This window comes from Mesorhizobium sp. M7A.F.Ca.MR.245.00.0.0 (assembly GCF_003997415.1).
In the GTDB taxonomy this organism is placed as follows: domain Bacteria; phylum Pseudomonadota; class Alphaproteobacteria; order Rhizobiales; family Rhizobiaceae; genus Mesorhizobium.
The window spans coordinates 1-17,019 of sequence record NZ_RZTE01000067.1; the positions used below are offsets into that span (position 1 = coordinate 1).

The 17,019-nt window shown below is 62.1% G+C and carries 11 protein-coding genes, 1 tRNA gene and 1 pseudogene; all 13 read left to right on the top strand.

What is annotated here, in order from left to right; genetic code table 11:
* A pseudogene (gene fusA, locus EOB80_RS33060) lies at positions 1 to 244 on the top strand (elongation factor G); the annotation flags it as partial.
* Between the two features lie 97 nt (positions 245 to 341).
* Positions 342 to 1,517, top strand: a complete 1,176-nt coding sequence (gene tuf, locus EOB80_RS33065) for an elongation factor Tu (RefSeq protein ID WP_013531404.1) — start codon at positions 342 to 344, stop codon at positions 1,515 to 1,517.
* Positions 1,518 to 1,671: 154 nt separating this feature from the next.
* Positions 1,672 to 3,306, top strand: coding sequence for a hypothetical protein (locus EOB80_RS33070; RefSeq protein ID WP_127332162.1), 1,635 nt, complete (start codon positions 1,672 to 1,674; stop codon positions 3,304 to 3,306).
* A gap of 245 nt (positions 3,307 to 3,551) precedes the next feature.
* Positions 3,552 to 4,049: a metal-dependent hydrolase gene (locus EOB80_RS33075; protein ID WP_127332164.1), complete on the top strand. Its 498-nt coding sequence runs from the start codon at positions 3,552 to 3,554 to the stop codon at positions 4,047 to 4,049.
* Between the two features lie 192 nt (positions 4,050 to 4,241).
* Positions 4,242 to 4,317 (top strand) — tRNA-Trp (locus tag EOB80_RS33080).
* A gap of 396 nt (positions 4,318 to 4,713) precedes the next feature.
* The gene (gene secE, locus EOB80_RS33085; protein WP_013531408.1) at positions 4,714 to 4,917 is read left to right on the top strand and encodes a preprotein translocase subunit SecE; all 204 of its coding nucleotides are present in this window, start codon (positions 4,714 to 4,716) and stop codon (positions 4,915 to 4,917) included.
* 27 nt (positions 4,918 to 4,944) lie between these two features.
* Positions 4,945 to 5,472 (top strand): transcription termination/antitermination protein NusG, encoded by a 528-nt coding sequence (nusG, locus tag EOB80_RS33090; RefSeq protein ID WP_013531409.1) that lies wholly within the window; start codon positions 4,945 to 4,947, stop codon positions 5,470 to 5,472.
* A gap of 159 nt (positions 5,473 to 5,631) precedes the next feature.
* Positions 5,632 to 6,060 (top strand): 50S ribosomal protein L11, encoded by a 429-nt coding sequence (gene rplK / locus EOB80_RS33095; RefSeq protein WP_013531410.1) that lies wholly within the window; start codon positions 5,632 to 5,634, stop codon positions 6,058 to 6,060.
* A gap of 4 nt (positions 6,061 to 6,064) precedes the next feature.
* The gene (rplA, locus tag EOB80_RS33100; RefSeq protein WP_013531411.1) at positions 6,065 to 6,763 is read left to right on the top strand and encodes a 50S ribosomal protein L1; all 699 of its coding nucleotides are present in this window, start codon (positions 6,065 to 6,067) and stop codon (positions 6,761 to 6,763) included.
* Positions 6,764 to 7,158: 395 nt separating this feature from the next.
* Positions 7,159 to 7,677: a 50S ribosomal protein L10 gene (gene rplJ / locus EOB80_RS33105; protein WP_013531412.1), complete on the top strand. Its 519-nt coding sequence runs from the start codon at positions 7,159 to 7,161 to the stop codon at positions 7,675 to 7,677.
* A 54-nt stretch (positions 7,678 to 7,731) separates the two neighbouring features.
* The gene (gene rplL / locus EOB80_RS33110) at positions 7,732 to 8,109 is read left to right on the top strand and encodes a 50S ribosomal protein L7/L12 (RefSeq protein ID WP_023762907.1); all 378 of its coding nucleotides are present in this window, start codon (positions 7,732 to 7,734) and stop codon (positions 8,107 to 8,109) included.
* A gap of 251 nt (positions 8,110 to 8,360) precedes the next feature.
* Positions 8,361 to 12,497, top strand: a complete 4,137-nt coding sequence (gene rpoB / locus EOB80_RS33115) for a DNA-directed RNA polymerase subunit beta (RefSeq protein WP_127295769.1) — start codon at positions 8,361 to 8,363, stop codon at positions 12,495 to 12,497.
* Positions 12,498 to 12,644: 147 nt separating this feature from the next.
* Positions 12,645 to 16,841 carry a DNA-directed RNA polymerase subunit beta' gene (rpoC, locus tag EOB80_RS33120; protein ID WP_013531415.1) on the top strand — a complete coding sequence of 1,399 codons (4,197 nt, stop codon included), beginning with the start codon at positions 12,645 to 12,647 and terminating at the stop codon, positions 16,839 to 16,841.
* Positions 16,842 to 17,019 lie beyond the last annotated feature (178 nt).

Consider the following 17,019-nt stretch of genomic DNA (forward strand, 5'->3'; position numbering starts at 1 on the left):
GCCGGAAGATTACGTCGGCAGCGTCAGCGGCGATCTGAACGGTCGTCGGGGCCAGATCCAGGGCCAGGAAGCGCGCGGCGTCGCCGTCGTCATCAACGCGATGGTGCCGCTCGCCAATATGTTCAAGTATGTCGACAACCTGCGCTCGATGAGCCAGGGCCGTGCGGCCTACACCATGCAGTTCGATCACTATGAGCCGGTTCCGACCGCAGTGGCTCAGGAAGTCCAGAAGAAATACGCCTAAGGGTTTCTTAGCCACCGGGTCGCGCTCCTTGCGCGGTGCCGGATCTGAAGAGCGAATAACAATTCCCCTTAGCGGGTAGAATAGACGGAGAACGATTATGGCCAAAGGTAAATTCGAGCGTAACAAGCCTCACGTGAACATCGGCACGATTGGCCACGTCGACCATGGCAAGACGTCACTGACGGCGGCGATCACCAAGTATTTTGGCGAATACAAGCGCTACGACCAGATCGACGCTGCTCCTGAAGAAAAGGCGCGCGGCATCACGATCTCGACGGCGCACGTCGAATACGAGACGGCCAACCGCCACTACGCTCACGTCGACTGCCCCGGCCACGCCGACTATGTGAAGAACATGATCACCGGTGCCGCGCAGATGGACGGCGCGATCCTGGTCGTGTCGGCCGCAGACGGCCCGATGCCGCAGACCCGCGAGCACATCCTGCTGGCCCGTCAGGTCGGCGTGCCGTCGATCGTGGTGTTCCTGAACAAGGTCGACCAGGTCGACGACGCCGAGCTGCTCGAACTGGTCGAGCTCGAGGTTCGCGAGCTTCTGACCAAGAACGAGTTCCCCGGCGACGACATTCCGATCGTCAAGGGTTCGGCGCTGGCTGCTCTGGAAGATTCGGACAAGAAGATCGGTGAAGACGCGATCCGCGAGCTGATGGCTGCGGTCGATGCCTACATCCCGACGCCGGTTCGTCCGCTCGACAAGCCGTTCCTGATGCCGATCGAAGACGTGTTCTCGATCTCGGGCCGCGGCACGGTCGTGACCGGCCGCGTCGAGCGCGGCGTGGTCAAGGTCGGCGAGGAGCTGGAGATCATCGGCATCCGTCCGACGACCAAGACGACCTGCACGGGCGTGGAAATGTTCCGCAAGCTGCTCGATCAGGGCCAGGCCGGCGACAACATCGGCGCGCTGCTGCGCGGCGTTGATCGTGAAGGTGTCGAGCGCGGCCAGGTTCTGGCCAAGCCCGGTACGGTGAAGCCGCACAAGAAGTTCGTGGCCGAAGCCTACATCCTGACCAAGGACGAAGGTGGCCGTCACACGCCGTTCTTCACCAACTACCGTCCGCAGTTCTACTTCCGCACGACCGACGTGACCGGCATCGTGTCGCTGCCGGAAGGCACCGAAATGGTGATGCCGGGCGACAACATCACGGTCGATGTCGAGCTGATCGTGCCGATCGCCATGGAAGAGAAGCTGCGCTTCGCTATCCGTGAAGGCGGCCGCACCGTCGGTGCCGGCATCGTCGTCACCATCAAGGAATAATCGAGCCCGGCATTCGCCGGATCGACAAGAAAAGGGCGGTCTTCGGGCCGCCCTTTTCTTGTGCGGGGCTATCGGTTGCGACCCTGTCAGCCGAACCCTGTTGCAAGGCTCTCGGCCTCGACTAGTATAGGTTGCATCGAGGGGCTTTTTTCAAATGGTTCCAAGGCGGTTTTTCCATCGTCGGGCATTGTGGCCGCTGGCTCTGACCTGGCTGCTCGCATTGCTTGCCGCAGGCCCGGCAGCCTTTGCGGCGGATGCGGCGCCGGATCTTGGGCCGACGATGCGGTTCGGCATCGTTCGCAGCAACGCACCGGGGTGCGAGCCGATCTGCCCGGAATGGATATCGGCCGAGGGCTCGATAGAAGCCGGCACGCCGGCACTCTTCAAACGCATGCTGAAGACGCTTGGCGGCCGGAAACTGCCTGTTGTCGTCGATTCTCCCGGCGGCAATGTCGAGGCGGCGCTGACGCTTGGCCGGCTGATCCGCAAGAACAAGTTCGATATCGCCATCGGCAAGACGGTGTTTTCCAGCTGCCAGCCCGGTGCGAAGGGGTGCCAAGACCGTGACGCCCGCTACTTCGGCGATGTCATCGACTATGGCGCCATGTGCAATTCCGCCTGTCCTCTGATGTTTGCCGGCGGTATCAGGCGGGTGGCCGGCGAATGGGCCTATCTCGGCGTCCATCAGATCACCACGACCTACATCCGCACGAAATTGCAATACCGGACCACCTACCGCATCGTGGGGGGCAAGAAGAAGATCCTCAACACAAAGATCGTCAGCCGCAAGAATGCCGGCAGCTACAAGACCTACGAGATGAGCAAGTCCGTGGAGAAAAAGCTGGCAGCCTACCTGAAACAGATGGGCATCGAACAAGGCATGCTCGAAACGATGAAGGGCACCCCGGCCAGCGAAATCCACCAGATCGCCCTCGACGACATGCTGGCGATGAAGCTGGTCACCAGCACGGACACTGTAGGCCTGCTGACAGCGGCAAGCCTGTGCGAGCCCGGCCGCCTGGCCGCGAATTGCCGGGAAACGCCGGGGAACAAGCCTGATGGCCTGACGGCGACCGCAGCCACGCCGCCACCGATCGAACCCGAGGCGGCGCGGCGCGATGAAGACATGCGCTTCGTTGTCGTTCGCGGCACCAATCCGCTCTGCAATCCAGACTGCCCGGAATGGATCTCGGCAGAAGGCGCGATCACCCCCCGGACCCCGCAGAAGCTGCGCCAATTGCTCGCCATGCTTGGCAAACGGCAACTGCCTGTCGTGATCAGTTCGAGGGGAGGCGACCTGCTCAGCGCCCTGGCGGCAGGACGGCTTATCCATGAAAAGAAGCTCGACGTCGCCGTTGGCCGCACCGATTTCGTCGGCTGTGACCCAGGAGCGTGGAATTGCCTGGCCAAAGAGGGCGCCTATGCCGGGCTGAGCATCGATGCCGGCGTGGAGTGCGATTCGGCCTGCGCGCTGATGCTTGCCGGCGGCATCAGGCGGTTTGTCGGTCCCCAGGCGCGGCTTAGCCTCTACCCGATGGGGCAAAAGCAGATGGTCAAGGCCTATCTCGAGGAGATGGCGATCGGTCCCGCCCTGTTCGCAGCGATCGAGCGACGCTCGGCCGAGCGTCGGCTGGAACCCGGCATGATGCTGAAGGTCGGCCTGACGACCGGCCTGCAATCGGTCGACGCGCTGACCGGTGCCACCATTTGCGAGGCGGTGCCAAGACCCGAGAATTGCCGGATCCAGCCTTCCGCCAATGCCGAGGCTGATGCGCCGGCCAAATTGTAGTGTGCGGCGGAGCCGGAAACCGGCCATGAGGCAGGTTGAGCCGCTTCCGATGCTATCGTCGCTGCTGGCGGCGCCAGGCAGGCGGAGGATCGATGCCGGCCTGGGTTGGGGCGTGCCGGGCGGCCCCTATAAGCCACCGGGTACGAAACCATGATCGGCACGAAGCGTATCGGGCGCAGGCATCCGGAATAACGCCACAATAGGGCGGAATGCTGCACTGGCCTGCAACCGTGAACGGTCCCGAGATGCTGATCGCCCATCTTCCAAGTGGCTATATTCTCGGAACGTTCATGCGCAGGCAGTGGCCTGGCAGCCCGGCTATCGTCGGGGCCGCCATAGTCGGCAGTGTCATCCCCGATATCGATATGCTGTATTTCCATTTCATCGACGGCGGACGCACCCACCATCACTCCTATATGACGCATTGGCCGCTGTTCTGGGCGGCCGCAGGGGCGCTGTCGTTGCTATTCGTCAGCTGGCGCGCCCGCTCGTATCTGGCAGCCACGGCTGCCTTCTTTGCCGCCGCCATGCTGCATATGGTCCTCGATACGCTGGCGTCGCCGATATTGTGGCTGATGCCATTCGATCGGCGGGCGTTCGAACTCGTCACTGTACCGGCGGACTTCAGCAATTGGGTGCTGAGCTTTTTGCTGCACTGGACGTTCGCATGCGAGCTCCTGATATGCGGCTGGGCGCTTTGGCTGGCACGCGGGCGACCGCAGCCTGCCACGAATGCCGCTTGAGGACGCTCCACATCGAAGAGGGCAGGCGACGTCTCTCTCAATCACGCCACCGCGCGCTGGCGACTTCAGGCGGGAGCTTGGGATCGACCCGGATGGCCTTGTCGGGATTAAGGCGCGTTTGCTTGCAAACCGCTCTTTACAGAGCGTGCGGAAGCTTTTAGGAAGCGCCTTCTGCGCCGACATGCGCACGATACGGGCATAGCTCAGTTGGTAGAGCGGCGGTCTCCAAAACCGCAGGTCGTAGGTTCGAGCCCTGCTGCCCGTGCCATTTCCGGAATGGCATTCAACGCAATGTTTCGCCATTTCGAAATGGCGTTTCAAAACGATATTTCCATGGTCTGGCCTTTGAAAATCGGCGACCCGCTTGCCATATAGGGTCGATTGGGGCATAAGAGCGCCATAGCCGGGACGGAACGACTGGATGGTTCCGAGGCGGTGTTTGGTCATAAAGCGGAGACTTGCCACTTGCGTGGATCAAGAATCGGTTTTATGTAGACGAAACAGACACGCGACGCGTGGAGCTGGGAAACCGGCTTTACGCGTCTGATTTGCATGGGCGAAATGATTGCGCTGATTCGGCGCGAGATTGGGCTCAGGCGGCACGTCCCGGCCAGCGGGATCATCCAGGAGACCCGGCCAACGGGTCTTGAAGACAGAGCGGCATATGGCTTCGAAAACCACAAATCCTTTCGTCTTTCTCCAGCAGGTTCGCGCGGAGACCGCCAAGGTGACTTGGCCGTCGCGACGCGAAACGATGATCTCGACGGTGATGGTTCTGGCCTTCGCAGTGATCGCGATGATCTTTTTCTTCACCGCCGATCAGCTCATGGGCCTTGCGGTCGAACAGATTCTGGGCATCGGACGCTAAGTCCGGCGATTACGGAGAAGTCTTGAAATGACCGCGCGCTGGTACATCGTCCACGCTTATTCGAATTTTGAAAAGAAGGTCGCCGAGGATATCGAGAACAAGGCCAAGCAGAAGGGTCTGTCCGCCGACATCCACCAGATCGTGGTTCCGACCGAGAAGGTCGTCGAAGTTCGCCGCGGTCGCAAGGTCGATGCCGAGCGGAAGTTCTTCCCGGGCTATGTGCTGCTGAAGGCCAATTTGACCGATGCGGTGTTCTCGCTGGTCAAGAACACACCGAAGGTCACCGGCTTCCTGGGCGACTCCAAGCCGGTGCCGATCACCGAGGCGGAAGCCCAGCGCATCCTGAACCAGGTCCAGGAAGGCGTCGAGCGGCCGAAGCCTTCGGTCACGTTCGAGATCGGCGAAGCGATCCGCGTTTCGGATGGTCCCTTCGCGTCGTTCAACGGTTTCGTCCAGGAAGTGGACGAAGAGCGGGCGCGGCTCAAGGTGGAAGTTTCGATCTTCGGGCGCGCCGTGCCTGTCGATCTGGAATTCGGACAGGTCGAAAAGGGCTGATCCGAAATCCCTGACGCCGGTTTGGCGATCAGGGGAGGCGGCGCGGAAGCGCGCGGCCTGAGACGGTGGGAGGCGAGTGCGGCTTTAGCCGGCTGCGCGAACCGCACCACCAGACTGCAACCGCCGGCATGACCGGCATAGACAAAGGCAGGAAAAGAGATGGCTAAGAAAATTGCAGGCCAGCTCAAGCTCCAGGTGAAAGCGGGATCGGCGACGCCGTCTCCCCCGATCGGCCCGGCGCTTGGTCAGCGTGGCATCAACATCATGGAATTCTGCAAGGCGTTCAACGCGCAGACCCAGGAAATGGAAAAGGGATCGCCGGTTCCGGTCGTCATCACCTACTATCAGGACAAGTCCTTCACCTTCGTCATGAAAACGGCGCCGGTGAGCTACTTCCTGAAGAAGGCGGCGAACCTGACGTCCGGTTCCAAGGAGCCGGGCAAGGTCAAGGCCGGTACGGTTTCGCGTGACAAGGTCCGCGAGATTGCCACCGCGAAGATGAAAGACCTGAACGCAAACGACGTCGAAGCGGCCATGCGCATGGTCGAGGGCTCCGCCCGCTCGATGGGTCTGGAAGTGGTGGGCTAAGATCATGGCAAAGATTGCAAAGCGCGTATCAAAGACCCGCGAAGGCATCGATCCCAACAAGGCTTATGCCCTGGGCGATGCGCTGAAGCTGCTCAAGGACCGTTCCTCGGTGAAGTTCGATGAGACCATCGAAGTCGCCATGAACCTCGGCGTCGACCCGCGCCATGCCGACCAGATGGTCCGCGGCGTGGTCAACCTGCCGAACGGCACCGGCCGCTCGGTGCGTGTCGCCGTGTTCGCCCGTGGCGACAAGGCCGACGAAGCGCGTGCCGCCGGCGCCGACATCGTCGGTGCCGAGGATCTGGTCGACATCGTCCAGAAGGGCACGATCGATTTTGATCGCTGCATCGCCACGCCGGACATGATGCCGCTCGTCGGTCGTCTGGGCAAAGTGCTCGGCCCGCGCGGCATGATGCCGAACCCGAAGGTCGGCACCGTCACCACTGACGTTGCCGCCGCCGTCAAGGCATCCAAGGGCGGCGCCGTCGAGTTCCGTGTCGAGAAGGCTGGCATCGTCCATGCCGGCGTCGGCAAGGTCTCGTTCGACGTCAAGGCCCTGGAAGAGAACATCCGCGCCTTCGCCGATGCGGTGACCAAGGCAAAGCCGACTGGCGCCAAGGGCAACTACGTCAAGAAGGTGTCGGTCACCTCGACGATGGGCCCGGGCCTCAAGCTCGACGTCGCGACGCTCAACGCGTCCTGATAAGTTTTGATCGAGATCGGCCGGTAAACGGCTGATCTGCAAAGAATTCCGGGCCTCCGACCTAGTTGGCGGCCCGGTACCGGAAGCCGAGAGGTTTCCGGACATCCTGTCCGAGATTGCAGGCGGCCCAGAAGCCTTAATTCGATTTGGGCCTGCATGAGACGGGTGAAGACCGGACAACGGAGCGATTGCTCCAATGAAAGGTTCGAACCGTGTTTGCCTTTTGTCTGCGCATCGCCGGCTTGACCGTCGATGTGGCGAAAGGGGGCAGGATCCTCGAGCGTCGTTCGGGAGATCCGTTACTGGATGGCCCGGCCGACAAAAGGCAACCCGACGCCTGTCCTCGTCAATGGGATGTTCCCGTTAACAGGATTGGGGTCAACTGGAGATAGGCAGTGGACAGAGCGGAAAAACGCGAACTCGTCACGGGCCTGAACGGTGCGTTCTCGAACGCAGGTTCAGTGGTCGTGGCCCACTACGCCGGTATCACCGTCGCGCAAATGAACGACCTTCGGTCGAAAATGCGCGCCGCCGGTGGCACCGTCAAAGTCGCGAAGAACCGTCTCGCCAAAATCGCTCTTCAGGGCACGGACTCCGCATCGATCATCGAGCTGTTCAAGGGACAGACGCTGATTGCTTATTCGGAGGATCCGATTGCGGCGCCGAAGGTCGCGTCCGATTTCGCCAAGGGAAATGACAAGCTCGTCATTCTCGGCGGCGCAATGGGCACCACCTCGCTCAATGCCGACGGTGTGAAGGCACTCGCCACACTTCCGTCGCTCGATGAGCTGCGCGCCAGGCTGGTTGGCATGATCGCCACGCCGGCAACCCGGATCGCCCAGATCGTCAATGCGCCAGCGGCCTCGGTCGCGCGCGTCATCGGCGCTTACGCCCGGAAGGACGAGGCGGCATGAGGCCGTTCCTCGCTATCACAAACACACGTTCGAACCTTATGAAGGAACACAACAATGGCTGATCTCGCAAAGATCGTAGACGACCTTTCGAAGCTGACCGTCCTCGAGGCGGCCGAGCTGTCGAAGCTTCTGGAAGAAAAGTGGGGCGTTTCCGCCGCTGCTCCGGTGGCTGTTGCCGCCGCTGGCGGTGGAGCGGCCGCTGCTGCTCCGGTCGAGGAAAAGACGGAATTCGACGTCGTCCTCACCGAGGCAGGCGCTCAGAAGATCAACGTCATCAAGGAAGTCCGCGCCATCACCGGTCTTGGCCTCAAGGAAGCCAAGGATCTGGTCGAAGCGGCTCCGAAGCCGGTCAAGGAAGGCGTTTCCAAGGCCGACGCTGACAAGTTCAAGGCCCAGCTGGAAGCAGCCGGCGCCAAGGTCGACCTGAAGTAATCGTGAAAGCGGCGGGCGGCCTCGCGCCGTCCGCCACTCCCTTCGCCCGGAGGGAGCACGCGTAACGCGAGATCTACGAGAACCTCTTTCCTGAGGGCCGAAAACCGGCCTTCAGGAAACGGGTTTTCTCCCGTTCTAGCCGGCCGCCGACAGGCGCCGGGAAAACAGACAGAGGGTTGCCGCCAAGGTGGCCCAGAATGCAAGGCGAGCCGCGGCGAGGCTCGTCCCGAGTTTAGAGCTAAGGAGCGACGATGGCCCAGACCCAGACTTTCAATGGCCGCAGACGCGTACGCAAGTTCTTCGGAAAGATCCCGGAAGTTGCGGAGATGCCGAACCTCATCGAGGTTCAGAAGGCATCCTATGATCAATTCCTGATGGTGGCGGAGCCCAAGGGCGGGCGTCCGGACGAGGGACTGCAGGCTGTTTTCAAGTCGGTTTTCCCGATCTCCGATTTTTCCGGCTCCTCGATGCTGGAGTTCGTGAAGTACGAGTTCGAAGGACCGAAATTCGACGTTGACGAATGCCGTCAGCGCGACCTCACCTATGCCGCGCCGCTGAAGGTGACGCTGCGCCTCATCGTGTTCGATATCGACGAGGATACCGGCGCCAAGTCCATCAAGGACATCAAGGAGCAGGACGTCTACATGGGCGACATGCCGCTCATGACCTTGAACGGCACCTTCATCGTCAACGGCACCGAGCGCGTCATCGTCTCGCAGATGCACCGCTCGCCGGGCGTCTTCTTTGACCATGACAAGGGCAAGTCGCACTCGTCGGGCAAGCTTCTGTTTGCCGCGCGCGTCATCCCCTATCGCGGCTCGTGGCTCGACATCGAGTTCGATTCCAAGGACGTCGTGCACGCCCGCATCGATCGCCGCCGCAAGATTCCGGTGACGTCGCTGCTGATGGCGCTCGGTATGGACGGCGAAGAGATCCTGTCGACCTTCTACAACAAGATCACCTACAAGCGCGCCGGCGACCATTGGCGCATTCCGTTCAACGTCGAGCGTTTCCGCGGCCTCAAGGCCGTCGGCGACCTGGTCGATGCCGATACCGGCGAAGTCGTCGTCGAAGCCGGCAAGAAGATCACCGCCCGCCAGGCGAGGGCGCTTGGCGAAAAGGGTCTCAAGGCGATCAAGGCCACCGACGAGGACCTGCTCGGTAACTATCTGGCCGAGGACATCGTCAACTACGCCACCGGCGAGATCTTCCTCGAGGCCGGCGACGAGATCGACGAGAAGACGCTGAAGGTTCTGCTCGGCACCGGCGAAGACGAGATCAAGGTTCTCGACATCGACCACGTCAATGTCGGCGCCTATATCCGCAACACGCTCAACGTCGACAAGAACGAGAGCCGCCAGGACGCGCTGTTCGACATCTATCGTGTCATGCGCCCCGGCGAGCCGCCGACGCTCGAAACCGCCGAAGCCATGTTCAACTCGCTGTTCTTCGACAGTGAGCGCTACGATCTGTCGGCCGTCGGCCGCGTCAAGATGAACATGCGTCTCGAGCTCAAGGCCGAGGACACCGTGCGCGTGCTGCGCAAGGACGACATCCTGGCCGTGGTCAGGACGCTGGTCGAGCTGCGCGACGGCAAGGGCGAGATCGACGACATCGACAATCTCGGCAACCGCCGCGTGCGTTCGGTCGGCGAGCTGATGGAAAACCAGTACCGCGTCGGCCTGCTGCGCATGGAGCGCGCGATCAAGGAGCGTATGTCCTCGATCGAGATCGACACGGTCATGCCGCAGGATCTGATCAACGCCAAGCCGGCGGCTGCCGCCGTGCGCGAGTTCTTCGGTTCCTCGCAGCTGTCGCAGTTCATGGACCAGACCAACCCGCTGTCGGAGATCACCCACAAGCGCCGCCTCTCGGCGCTTGGACCGGGCGGTCTGACCCGCGAGCGCGCCGGCTTCGAAGTGCGCGACGTGCACCCGACGCATTACGGCCGCATCTGCCCGATCGAGACGCCGGAAGGCCCGAATATCGGTCTGATCAACTCGCTGGCCACCTTCGCACGCGTCAACAAGTACGGCTTCATCGAGAGCCCGTACCGTAAGATCGTCGACGGCAAGCTGACCAATGACGTCGTCTATCTCTCGGCGATGGAAGAGGCCAAGCACCATGTCGCGCAGGCCAACGCCGAGCTCGACAAGAACGGTGGTTTCGTCGACGAATTCGTCATTTGCCGCAGCGCCGGCGAAGTGATGATGGCGCCGCGCGAAAACGTCGATCTGATGGACGTGTCGCCCAAGCAGATGGTGTCGGTGGCCGCGGCCCTGATCCCGTTCCTGGAAAACGACGACGCCAACCGCGCTCTGATGGGCTCGAACATGCAGCGTCAGGCCGTGCCTTTGGTGCGCGCCGAGGCGCCGTTCGTCGGCACCGGCATGGAGCCGATCGTCGCCCGTGACTCGGGTGCCGCCATCGGCGCCCGCCGCGGCGGCATCGTCGACCAGGTGGACGCGACGCGTATCGTTATCCGCGCCACCGAAGATCTCGATCCGGGCAAGTCCGGCGTCGACATCTACCGGCTGATGAAGTTCCAGCGTTCGAACCAGAACACCTGCATCAACCAGCGTCCGCTGGTTCGCATGGGTGACCGGGTCAACAAGGGCGACATCATCGCCGACGGTCCGTCGACCGAGCTCGGCGATCTGGCGCTCGGCCGCAACGTGCTGGTCGCGTTCATGCCGTGGAACGGCTACAACTACGAGGACTCGATCCTCCTGTCCGAACGCATCGTCGCCGATGACGTCTTCACCTCGATCCATATCGAGGAGTTCGAGGTCATGGCGCGCGATACCAAGCTCGGACCGGAGGAAATCACGCGCGATATTCCAAACGTCTCGGAAGAAGCGCTGAAGAACCTCGACGAAGCCGGCATCGTCTATATCGGTGCCGAAGTTCAGCCGGGCGACATCCTGGTCGGCAAGATCACGCCGAAGGGCGAAAGCCCGATGACGCCGGAAGAGAAGCTTCTGCGCGCCATCTTCGGCGAAAAGGCATCCGATGTGCGCGACACCTCGATGCGCATGCCTCCGGGCACTTTCGGCACCGTCGTCGAGGTGCGCGTGTTCAATCGCCACGGTGTGGAGAAGGACGAGCGCGCCATGGCGATCGAGCGCGAGGAGATCGAACGCCTCGCCAAGGACCGCGACGACGAGCAGGCCATCCTGGACCGTAACGTCTATGCGCGTCTTTCCGACGTGCTCGTCGGCAAGGAAGCGATCGCCGGACCGAAGGGCTTCAAGAAGGGCTCCACGCTGTCCAAGGATACGCTCGACGAGTATCCGCGTTCGCAGTGGTGGCAGTTTGCCGTGGAGAACGAAAAGCTCCAGAGCGAACTGGAAGCCCTGCGCGGCCAGTACGACGATTCCAAGAAGGCGCTCGAACAGCGTTTCATGGACAAGGTCGAGAAGGTCCAGCGCGGCGACGAAATGCCTCCGGGCGTCATGAAGATGGTCAAGGTCTTCGTGGCCGTGAAGCGCAAGATGCAGCCCGGCGACAAGATGGCCGGCCGTCACGGCAACAAGGGTGTCGTGTCGCGGATCGTTCCGGTCGAGGACATGCCTTTCCTCGAGGACGGCACGCATGCCGATATCGTGCTCAACCCGCTGGGTGTGCCGAGCCGCATGAATGTCGGCCAGATCCTGGAAACGCATCTGGGCTGGGCATGCGCGGGCATGGGCAGGAAGATCGGCGAGCTGATCGACACGTACAAGGCAGCCGGCGACATCAAGCCGCTGCGCAAGACGCTCGAGAGCTTCATCCCGGCCAACGACCGCAACGAGCCGGTTCGTGACTATGACGACGAGAGCATCGTTCGCCTCAGCGAGCAGATGCGCCGCGGCGTCTCGATCGCGACCCCGGTGTTCGACGGCGCGCATGAGGCTGACATCAACATCATGCTGGAGCAGGCGGGCCTGCACACATCAGGTCAGTCGCAGCTCTATGACGGACGCACGGGCGAGCCGTTCGATCGCAAGGTGACGATGGGCTACATCTACATGCTCAAGCTTCACCACCTCGTGGACGACAAGATCCACGCGCGTTCGATCGGTCCGTACTCGCTCGTCACGCAGCAGCCGCTGGGCGGCAAGGCGCAGTTCGGTGGCCAGCGCTTCGGCGAGATGGAGGTCTGGGCGCTGGAAGCGTACGGCGCGGCCTACACGCTGCAGGAAATGCTGACGGTGAAGTCGGACGACGTCGCCGGCCGTACCAAGGTCTACGAGGCGATCGTGCGTGGCGACGACACCTTCGAGGCCGGCATTCCCGAGAGCTTCAACGTTCTCGTCAAGGAAATGCGGTCTCTCGGCCTCAATGTCGAGCTGGAGAACACCAAGCTCGACGACAACCCTGTCCGGCTGCCCGATGCTGCCGAATAGGGGCGCGGCCGAGTAAACAAGACGTTCGGTCGCGGAAATCGCGACCGAACGCACCAAATTCTTCGGCCGGTGGCCGACACACGACGGCGGGCGTTTGGCCCGCGCTAGATGCAAGGGGTTTTCGAGGACCCCGAAAAGGAGAACGGCATGAACCAAGAGGTCATGAATCTCTTCAATCCGCAGGCGCCTGCGCAGGTGTTCGATTCCATTCGGATATCGCTTGCCAGCCCTGAGAAGATTCTGTCCTGGTCTTTCGGCGAGATCAAGAAGCCGGAGACCATCAACTACCGCACCTTCAAGCCGGAGCGTGACGGTCTGTTCTGCGCGCGCATTTTTGGCCCGATCAAGGACTATGAGTGCCTGTGCGGCAAGTACAAGCGCATGAAGTACAAGGGCGTCATCTGCGAAAAGTGCGGCGTTGAAGTCACGCTGTCGCGCGTTCGTCGTGAGCGCATGGGCCATATCGAGCTGGCGGCACCGGTCGCCCATATCTGGTTCCTGAAGTCGCTGCCGTCGCGCATCGGCACGCTGCTCGACATGACCCTGAAGGACATCGAGCGCGTCCTCTACTTTGAGAACTACATCGTCACCGAACCTGGCCTCACCGCGCTGAAGGAGCACCAGCTGCTCAGCGAGGAAGAGTACATGATCGCCGTCGACGAGTATGGCGAGGATAGTTTCACCGCCATGATCGGCGCCGAGGCCATTCATGACCTCCTAGCGGGCATGGACCTGGAGAAGATCGCCGGCGACCTGCGTTCGGAACTGGCTTCGACCACCTCCGAGCTGAAGCAGAAGAAGTATCTGAAGCGGCTCAAGGTCGTCGAGAACTTCATGGAATCCGGCAACCGTCCGGAATGGATGATCATGAAAGTGGTTCCGGTGATCCCGCCGGACCTGCGCCCGCTGGTTCCGCTGGACGGCGGCCGCTTCGCCACGTCGGATCTGAACGATCTCTATCGCCGCGTCATCAACCGCAACAACCGTCTGAAGCGGCTGATCGAGTTGCGGGCGCCGGGCATCATCGTGCGCAATGAAAAGCGCATGCTGCAGGAAGCCGTCGATGCGCTGTTCGACAACGGCCGTCGCGGCCGCGTCATCACCGGCGCCAACAAGCGCCCGCTGAAGTCGCTGTCCGACATGCTCAAGGGCAAGCAGGGCCGGTTCCGTCAGAACCTGCTCGGCAAGCGCGTCGACTATTCCGGCCGCTCGGTCATCGTGACCGGTCCGGAGCTCAAGCTGCACCAGTGCGGCCTGCCCAAGAAGATGGCGCTCGAACTGTTCAAGCCCTTCATCTACGCCCGTCTCGACGCCAAGGGTTACTCCTCGACCGTCAAGCAGGCGAAGAAGCTGGTCGAAAAGGAGCGTCCGGAGGTCTGGGATATCCTCGACGAGGTCATCCGCGAACATCCGGTGCTGCTGAACCGTGCGCCGACGCTGCACCGTCTCGGCATCCAGGCGTTCGAGCCGATCCTGATCGAGGGCAAGGCGATCCAGCTGCACCCGCTGGTCTGCACGGCCTTCAACGCCGACTTCGACGGCGACCAGATGGCCGTTCACGTGCCGCTGTCGCTGGAAGCGCAGCTTGAAGCCCGCGTGCTGATGATGTCGACCAACAACATCCTGCACCCGGCTTCCGGCGCGCCGATCATCGTGCCGTCGCAGGACATGGTCCTGGGTCTCTACTATCTCTCGATCGTCAACCAGAACGAGCCGGGCGAGGGCATGGTGTTTGCCGACATGGGCGAACTCCAGCACGCGCTCGAGACCAAGGCGGTGACGCTGCACTCCAAGATCAAGGGTCGTTTCCGCACGGTCGACGCCGAAGGCAAGGTCGTGTCGAAGATCCATGACACCACGCCTGGCCGCATGATCATCGGCGAGCTTCTGCCGAAGAACGTCAACGTGCCTTACGAGACCGCCAACCAGGAGATGACCAAGAAGAACATCTCCAAGATGATCGACACCGTCTACCGCCATTGCGGTCAGAAAGAGACGGTCATTTTCTGCGATCGCATCATGGCGCTCGGCTTCAGCCATGCCTGCCGTGCCGGCATTTCGTTCGGCAAGGACGACATGCTGATCCCGGATGCCAAGATCAAGCTGGTCTCCGACACCGAGGCTTTGGCCAAGGAATACGAGCAGCAGTACAATGACGGTCTGATCACGCAGGGCGAGAAGTACAACAAGGTCGTCGACGCCTGGGCCAAGTGCTCGGAAAAGGTCGCCGACGAAATGATGGCCCGTATCAAGGCGGTCGAGTTCGAGGACAATGGCCGTCAAAAGCCGATGAACTCGATCTACATGATGTCGCACTCCGGTGCGCGTGGCTCGCCCACCCAGATGCGCCAGCTTGCCGGCATGCGCGGCCTTATGGCCAAGCCGTCGGGTGAAATCATCGAGACGCCGATCATCTCGAACTTCAAGGAAGGCCTGACCGTGCTCGAGTACTTCAACTCGACCCACGGCGCCCGCAAGGGTCTGGCCGACACCGCCTTGAAGACGGCGAACTCGGGTTACCTCACCCGTCGTCTGGTCGACGTGGCGCAGGATTGCATCGTCAACTCCGTCGACTGCGGCACCGACAAGGGCCTCACCATGCAGCCGATCGTCGATGCCGGTCAGGTCGTCGCTTCGGTCGGCCAGCGCGTGCTGGGCCGTACGTCGCTCGACGACATCACCCATCCGGTGTCGGGCGAGATCCTGGTCAAGGCCGGAACGCTGATGGACGAGCGTGACGTGGAACAGATCGAAAAGGCCGGCGTCCAGTCGGTCCGCATCCGCTCGGCACTGACTTGCGAAGTCAGGGTTGGCGTCTGCGCGGTCTGCTACGGTCGCGATCTTGCCCGCGGCACCCCTGTCAACCAGGGCGAAGCCGTCGGCGTCATCGCGGCGCAGTCGATCGGCGAGCCGGGCACGCAGCTCACCATGCGTACCTTCCACATGGGCGGCACCGCGCAGGTGGTCGACAGCTCGTTCCTTGAAGCCTCGTATGAGGGCAAGGTCGAGATCCGTAACCGCAACGTGGTGCGCAACTCCGACGGCCAGCAGATGGTCATGGGCCGCAACATGGCGGTGCTGATCCTCGACGAAGCCGGCAAGGAGCGCGCCTCGCACCGCCTCACCTATGGTTCGCGCATCTTCGTGGACGATGGTGACAAGGTGAAGCGCGGCCAGCGTATCGCCGAGTGGGATCCCTATACCCGTCCGGTCCTCACTGAAATCGAGGGCAGGGTGTCGTACGAGGATCTGGTCGACGGCATTTCCGTTCAGGAAACGGCCGACGAGTCGACCGGCATCACCAAGCGTGAGGTCATCGACTGGCGCTCGACGCCACGCGGCAACGACCTGAAGCCGGCGATTGCGATCCAGGACGCCAAGGGCAAGGTCGGCAAGCTGTCGAAGGGCGGCGACGCCCGCTTCCTGCTCTCGGTCGAGGCCATTCTTTCGGTCGAGCCGGGCTCGCAGGTTCGTCCCGGCGACGTGCTGGCGCGTATTCCGATGGAAAGCGCCAAGACCAAGGACATCACCGGCGGTCTGCCGCGTGTTGCCGAACTGTTCGAGGCACGTCGTCCGAAGGATCACGCCATCATCGCCGAGATCGACGGCACGATCCGCTTCGGCCGCGACTACAAGAACAAGCGTCGCATCATCATCGAGCCGCATGACTCGACGCTCGAGCCGGTCGAATACCTGATCCCGAAGGGCAAGCCGTTCCATCTCCAGGACGGCGACGTCATCGAGAAGGGCGACTACATCCTCGACGGCAATCCTGCGCCGCACGACATCCTGGCGATCAAGGGCGTGGAGGCACTTGCTTCCTATCTCGTCAACGAGATCCAGGAAGTCTACCGTCTGCAGGGCGTGTCGATCAACGACAAGCACATCGAGGTGATCGTTCGCCAGATGCTGCAGAAGGTCGAGATCACGGTGCAGGGCGACTCGACCTACATTCCGGGCGATCATGTCGACGTGATCGAACTGGAAGAGGTCAACGAGCGTCTGGTCGAGGACGGCAAGAAGCCGGCCGAAGGCCTGCCGGTGCTGCTCGGCATCACCAAGGCATCGCTGCAGACGCCGTCCTTCATCTCGGCCGCCTCCTTCCAGGAGACGACCCGGGTGCTGACGGAGGCCGCGGTTGCCGGCAAGACCGACATGCTGCAGGGCTTGAAGGAAAACGTCATCGTCGGCCGGCTGATCCCGGCCGGTACCGGCGGCACGATGAGCCAGATCCGGCGCATCGCCACCTCGCGCGACGAACTGATCATCGACGAGCGCCGCAAGGCCTCGGGTGCGGAAGTCGCCGAGCCGATGCTGGCCGACATGACAACCGCCGCGCAGTAAGCGCGGCGGCAGGAATCTCAGGCAAAAAAGGCCGTCGGGGCGACCCGGCGGCCTTTTTTCATTGCGTTGGAGCCGAACTTTGTGGCGGTGGCGAAGTGAGGAGCATCGTCTGGTGCCTTGTTTTGCAGGCTGGCGCCGCCCCTCATCTGCCTGCCGGCATCTTCTCCCCGTATAGTGA

Excerpts from the sequence above, each read along its gene's own strand:
- tuf (WP_013531404.1), top strand. The coding sequence starts at position 342 with ATGGCCAAAGGTAAATTCGAGCGTAACAAGCCTCACGTGAACATCGGC.
- EOB80_RS33070 (WP_127332162.1), top strand. The coding sequence starts at position 1,672 with ATGGTTCCAAGGCGGTTTTTCCATCGTCGGGCATTGTGGCCGCTGGCT.
- EOB80_RS33075 (WP_127332164.1), top strand. The coding sequence starts at position 3,552 with ATGCTGATCGCCCATCTTCCAAGTGGCTATATTCTCGGAACGTTCATG.
- secE (WP_013531408.1), top strand. The coding sequence starts at position 4,714 with ATGGCTTCGAAAACCACAAATCCTTTCGTCTTTCTCCAGCAGGTTCGC.
- nusG (WP_013531409.1), top strand. The coding sequence starts at position 4,945 with ATGACCGCGCGCTGGTACATCGTCCACGCTTATTCGAATTTTGAAAAG.
- rplK (WP_013531410.1), top strand. The coding sequence starts at position 5,632 with ATGGCTAAGAAAATTGCAGGCCAGCTCAAGCTCCAGGTGAAAGCGGGA.
- rplA (WP_013531411.1), top strand. The coding sequence starts at position 6,065 with ATGGCAAAGATTGCAAAGCGCGTATCAAAGACCCGCGAAGGCATCGAT.
- rplL (WP_023762907.1), top strand. The coding sequence starts at position 7,732 with ATGGCTGATCTCGCAAAGATCGTAGACGACCTTTCGAAGCTGACCGTC.
- rpoB (WP_127295769.1), top strand. The coding sequence starts at position 8,361 with ATGGCCCAGACCCAGACTTTCAATGGCCGCAGACGCGTACGCAAGTTC.
- rpoC (WP_013531415.1), top strand. The coding sequence starts at position 12,645 with ATGAACCAAGAGGTCATGAATCTCTTCAATCCGCAGGCGCCTGCGCAG.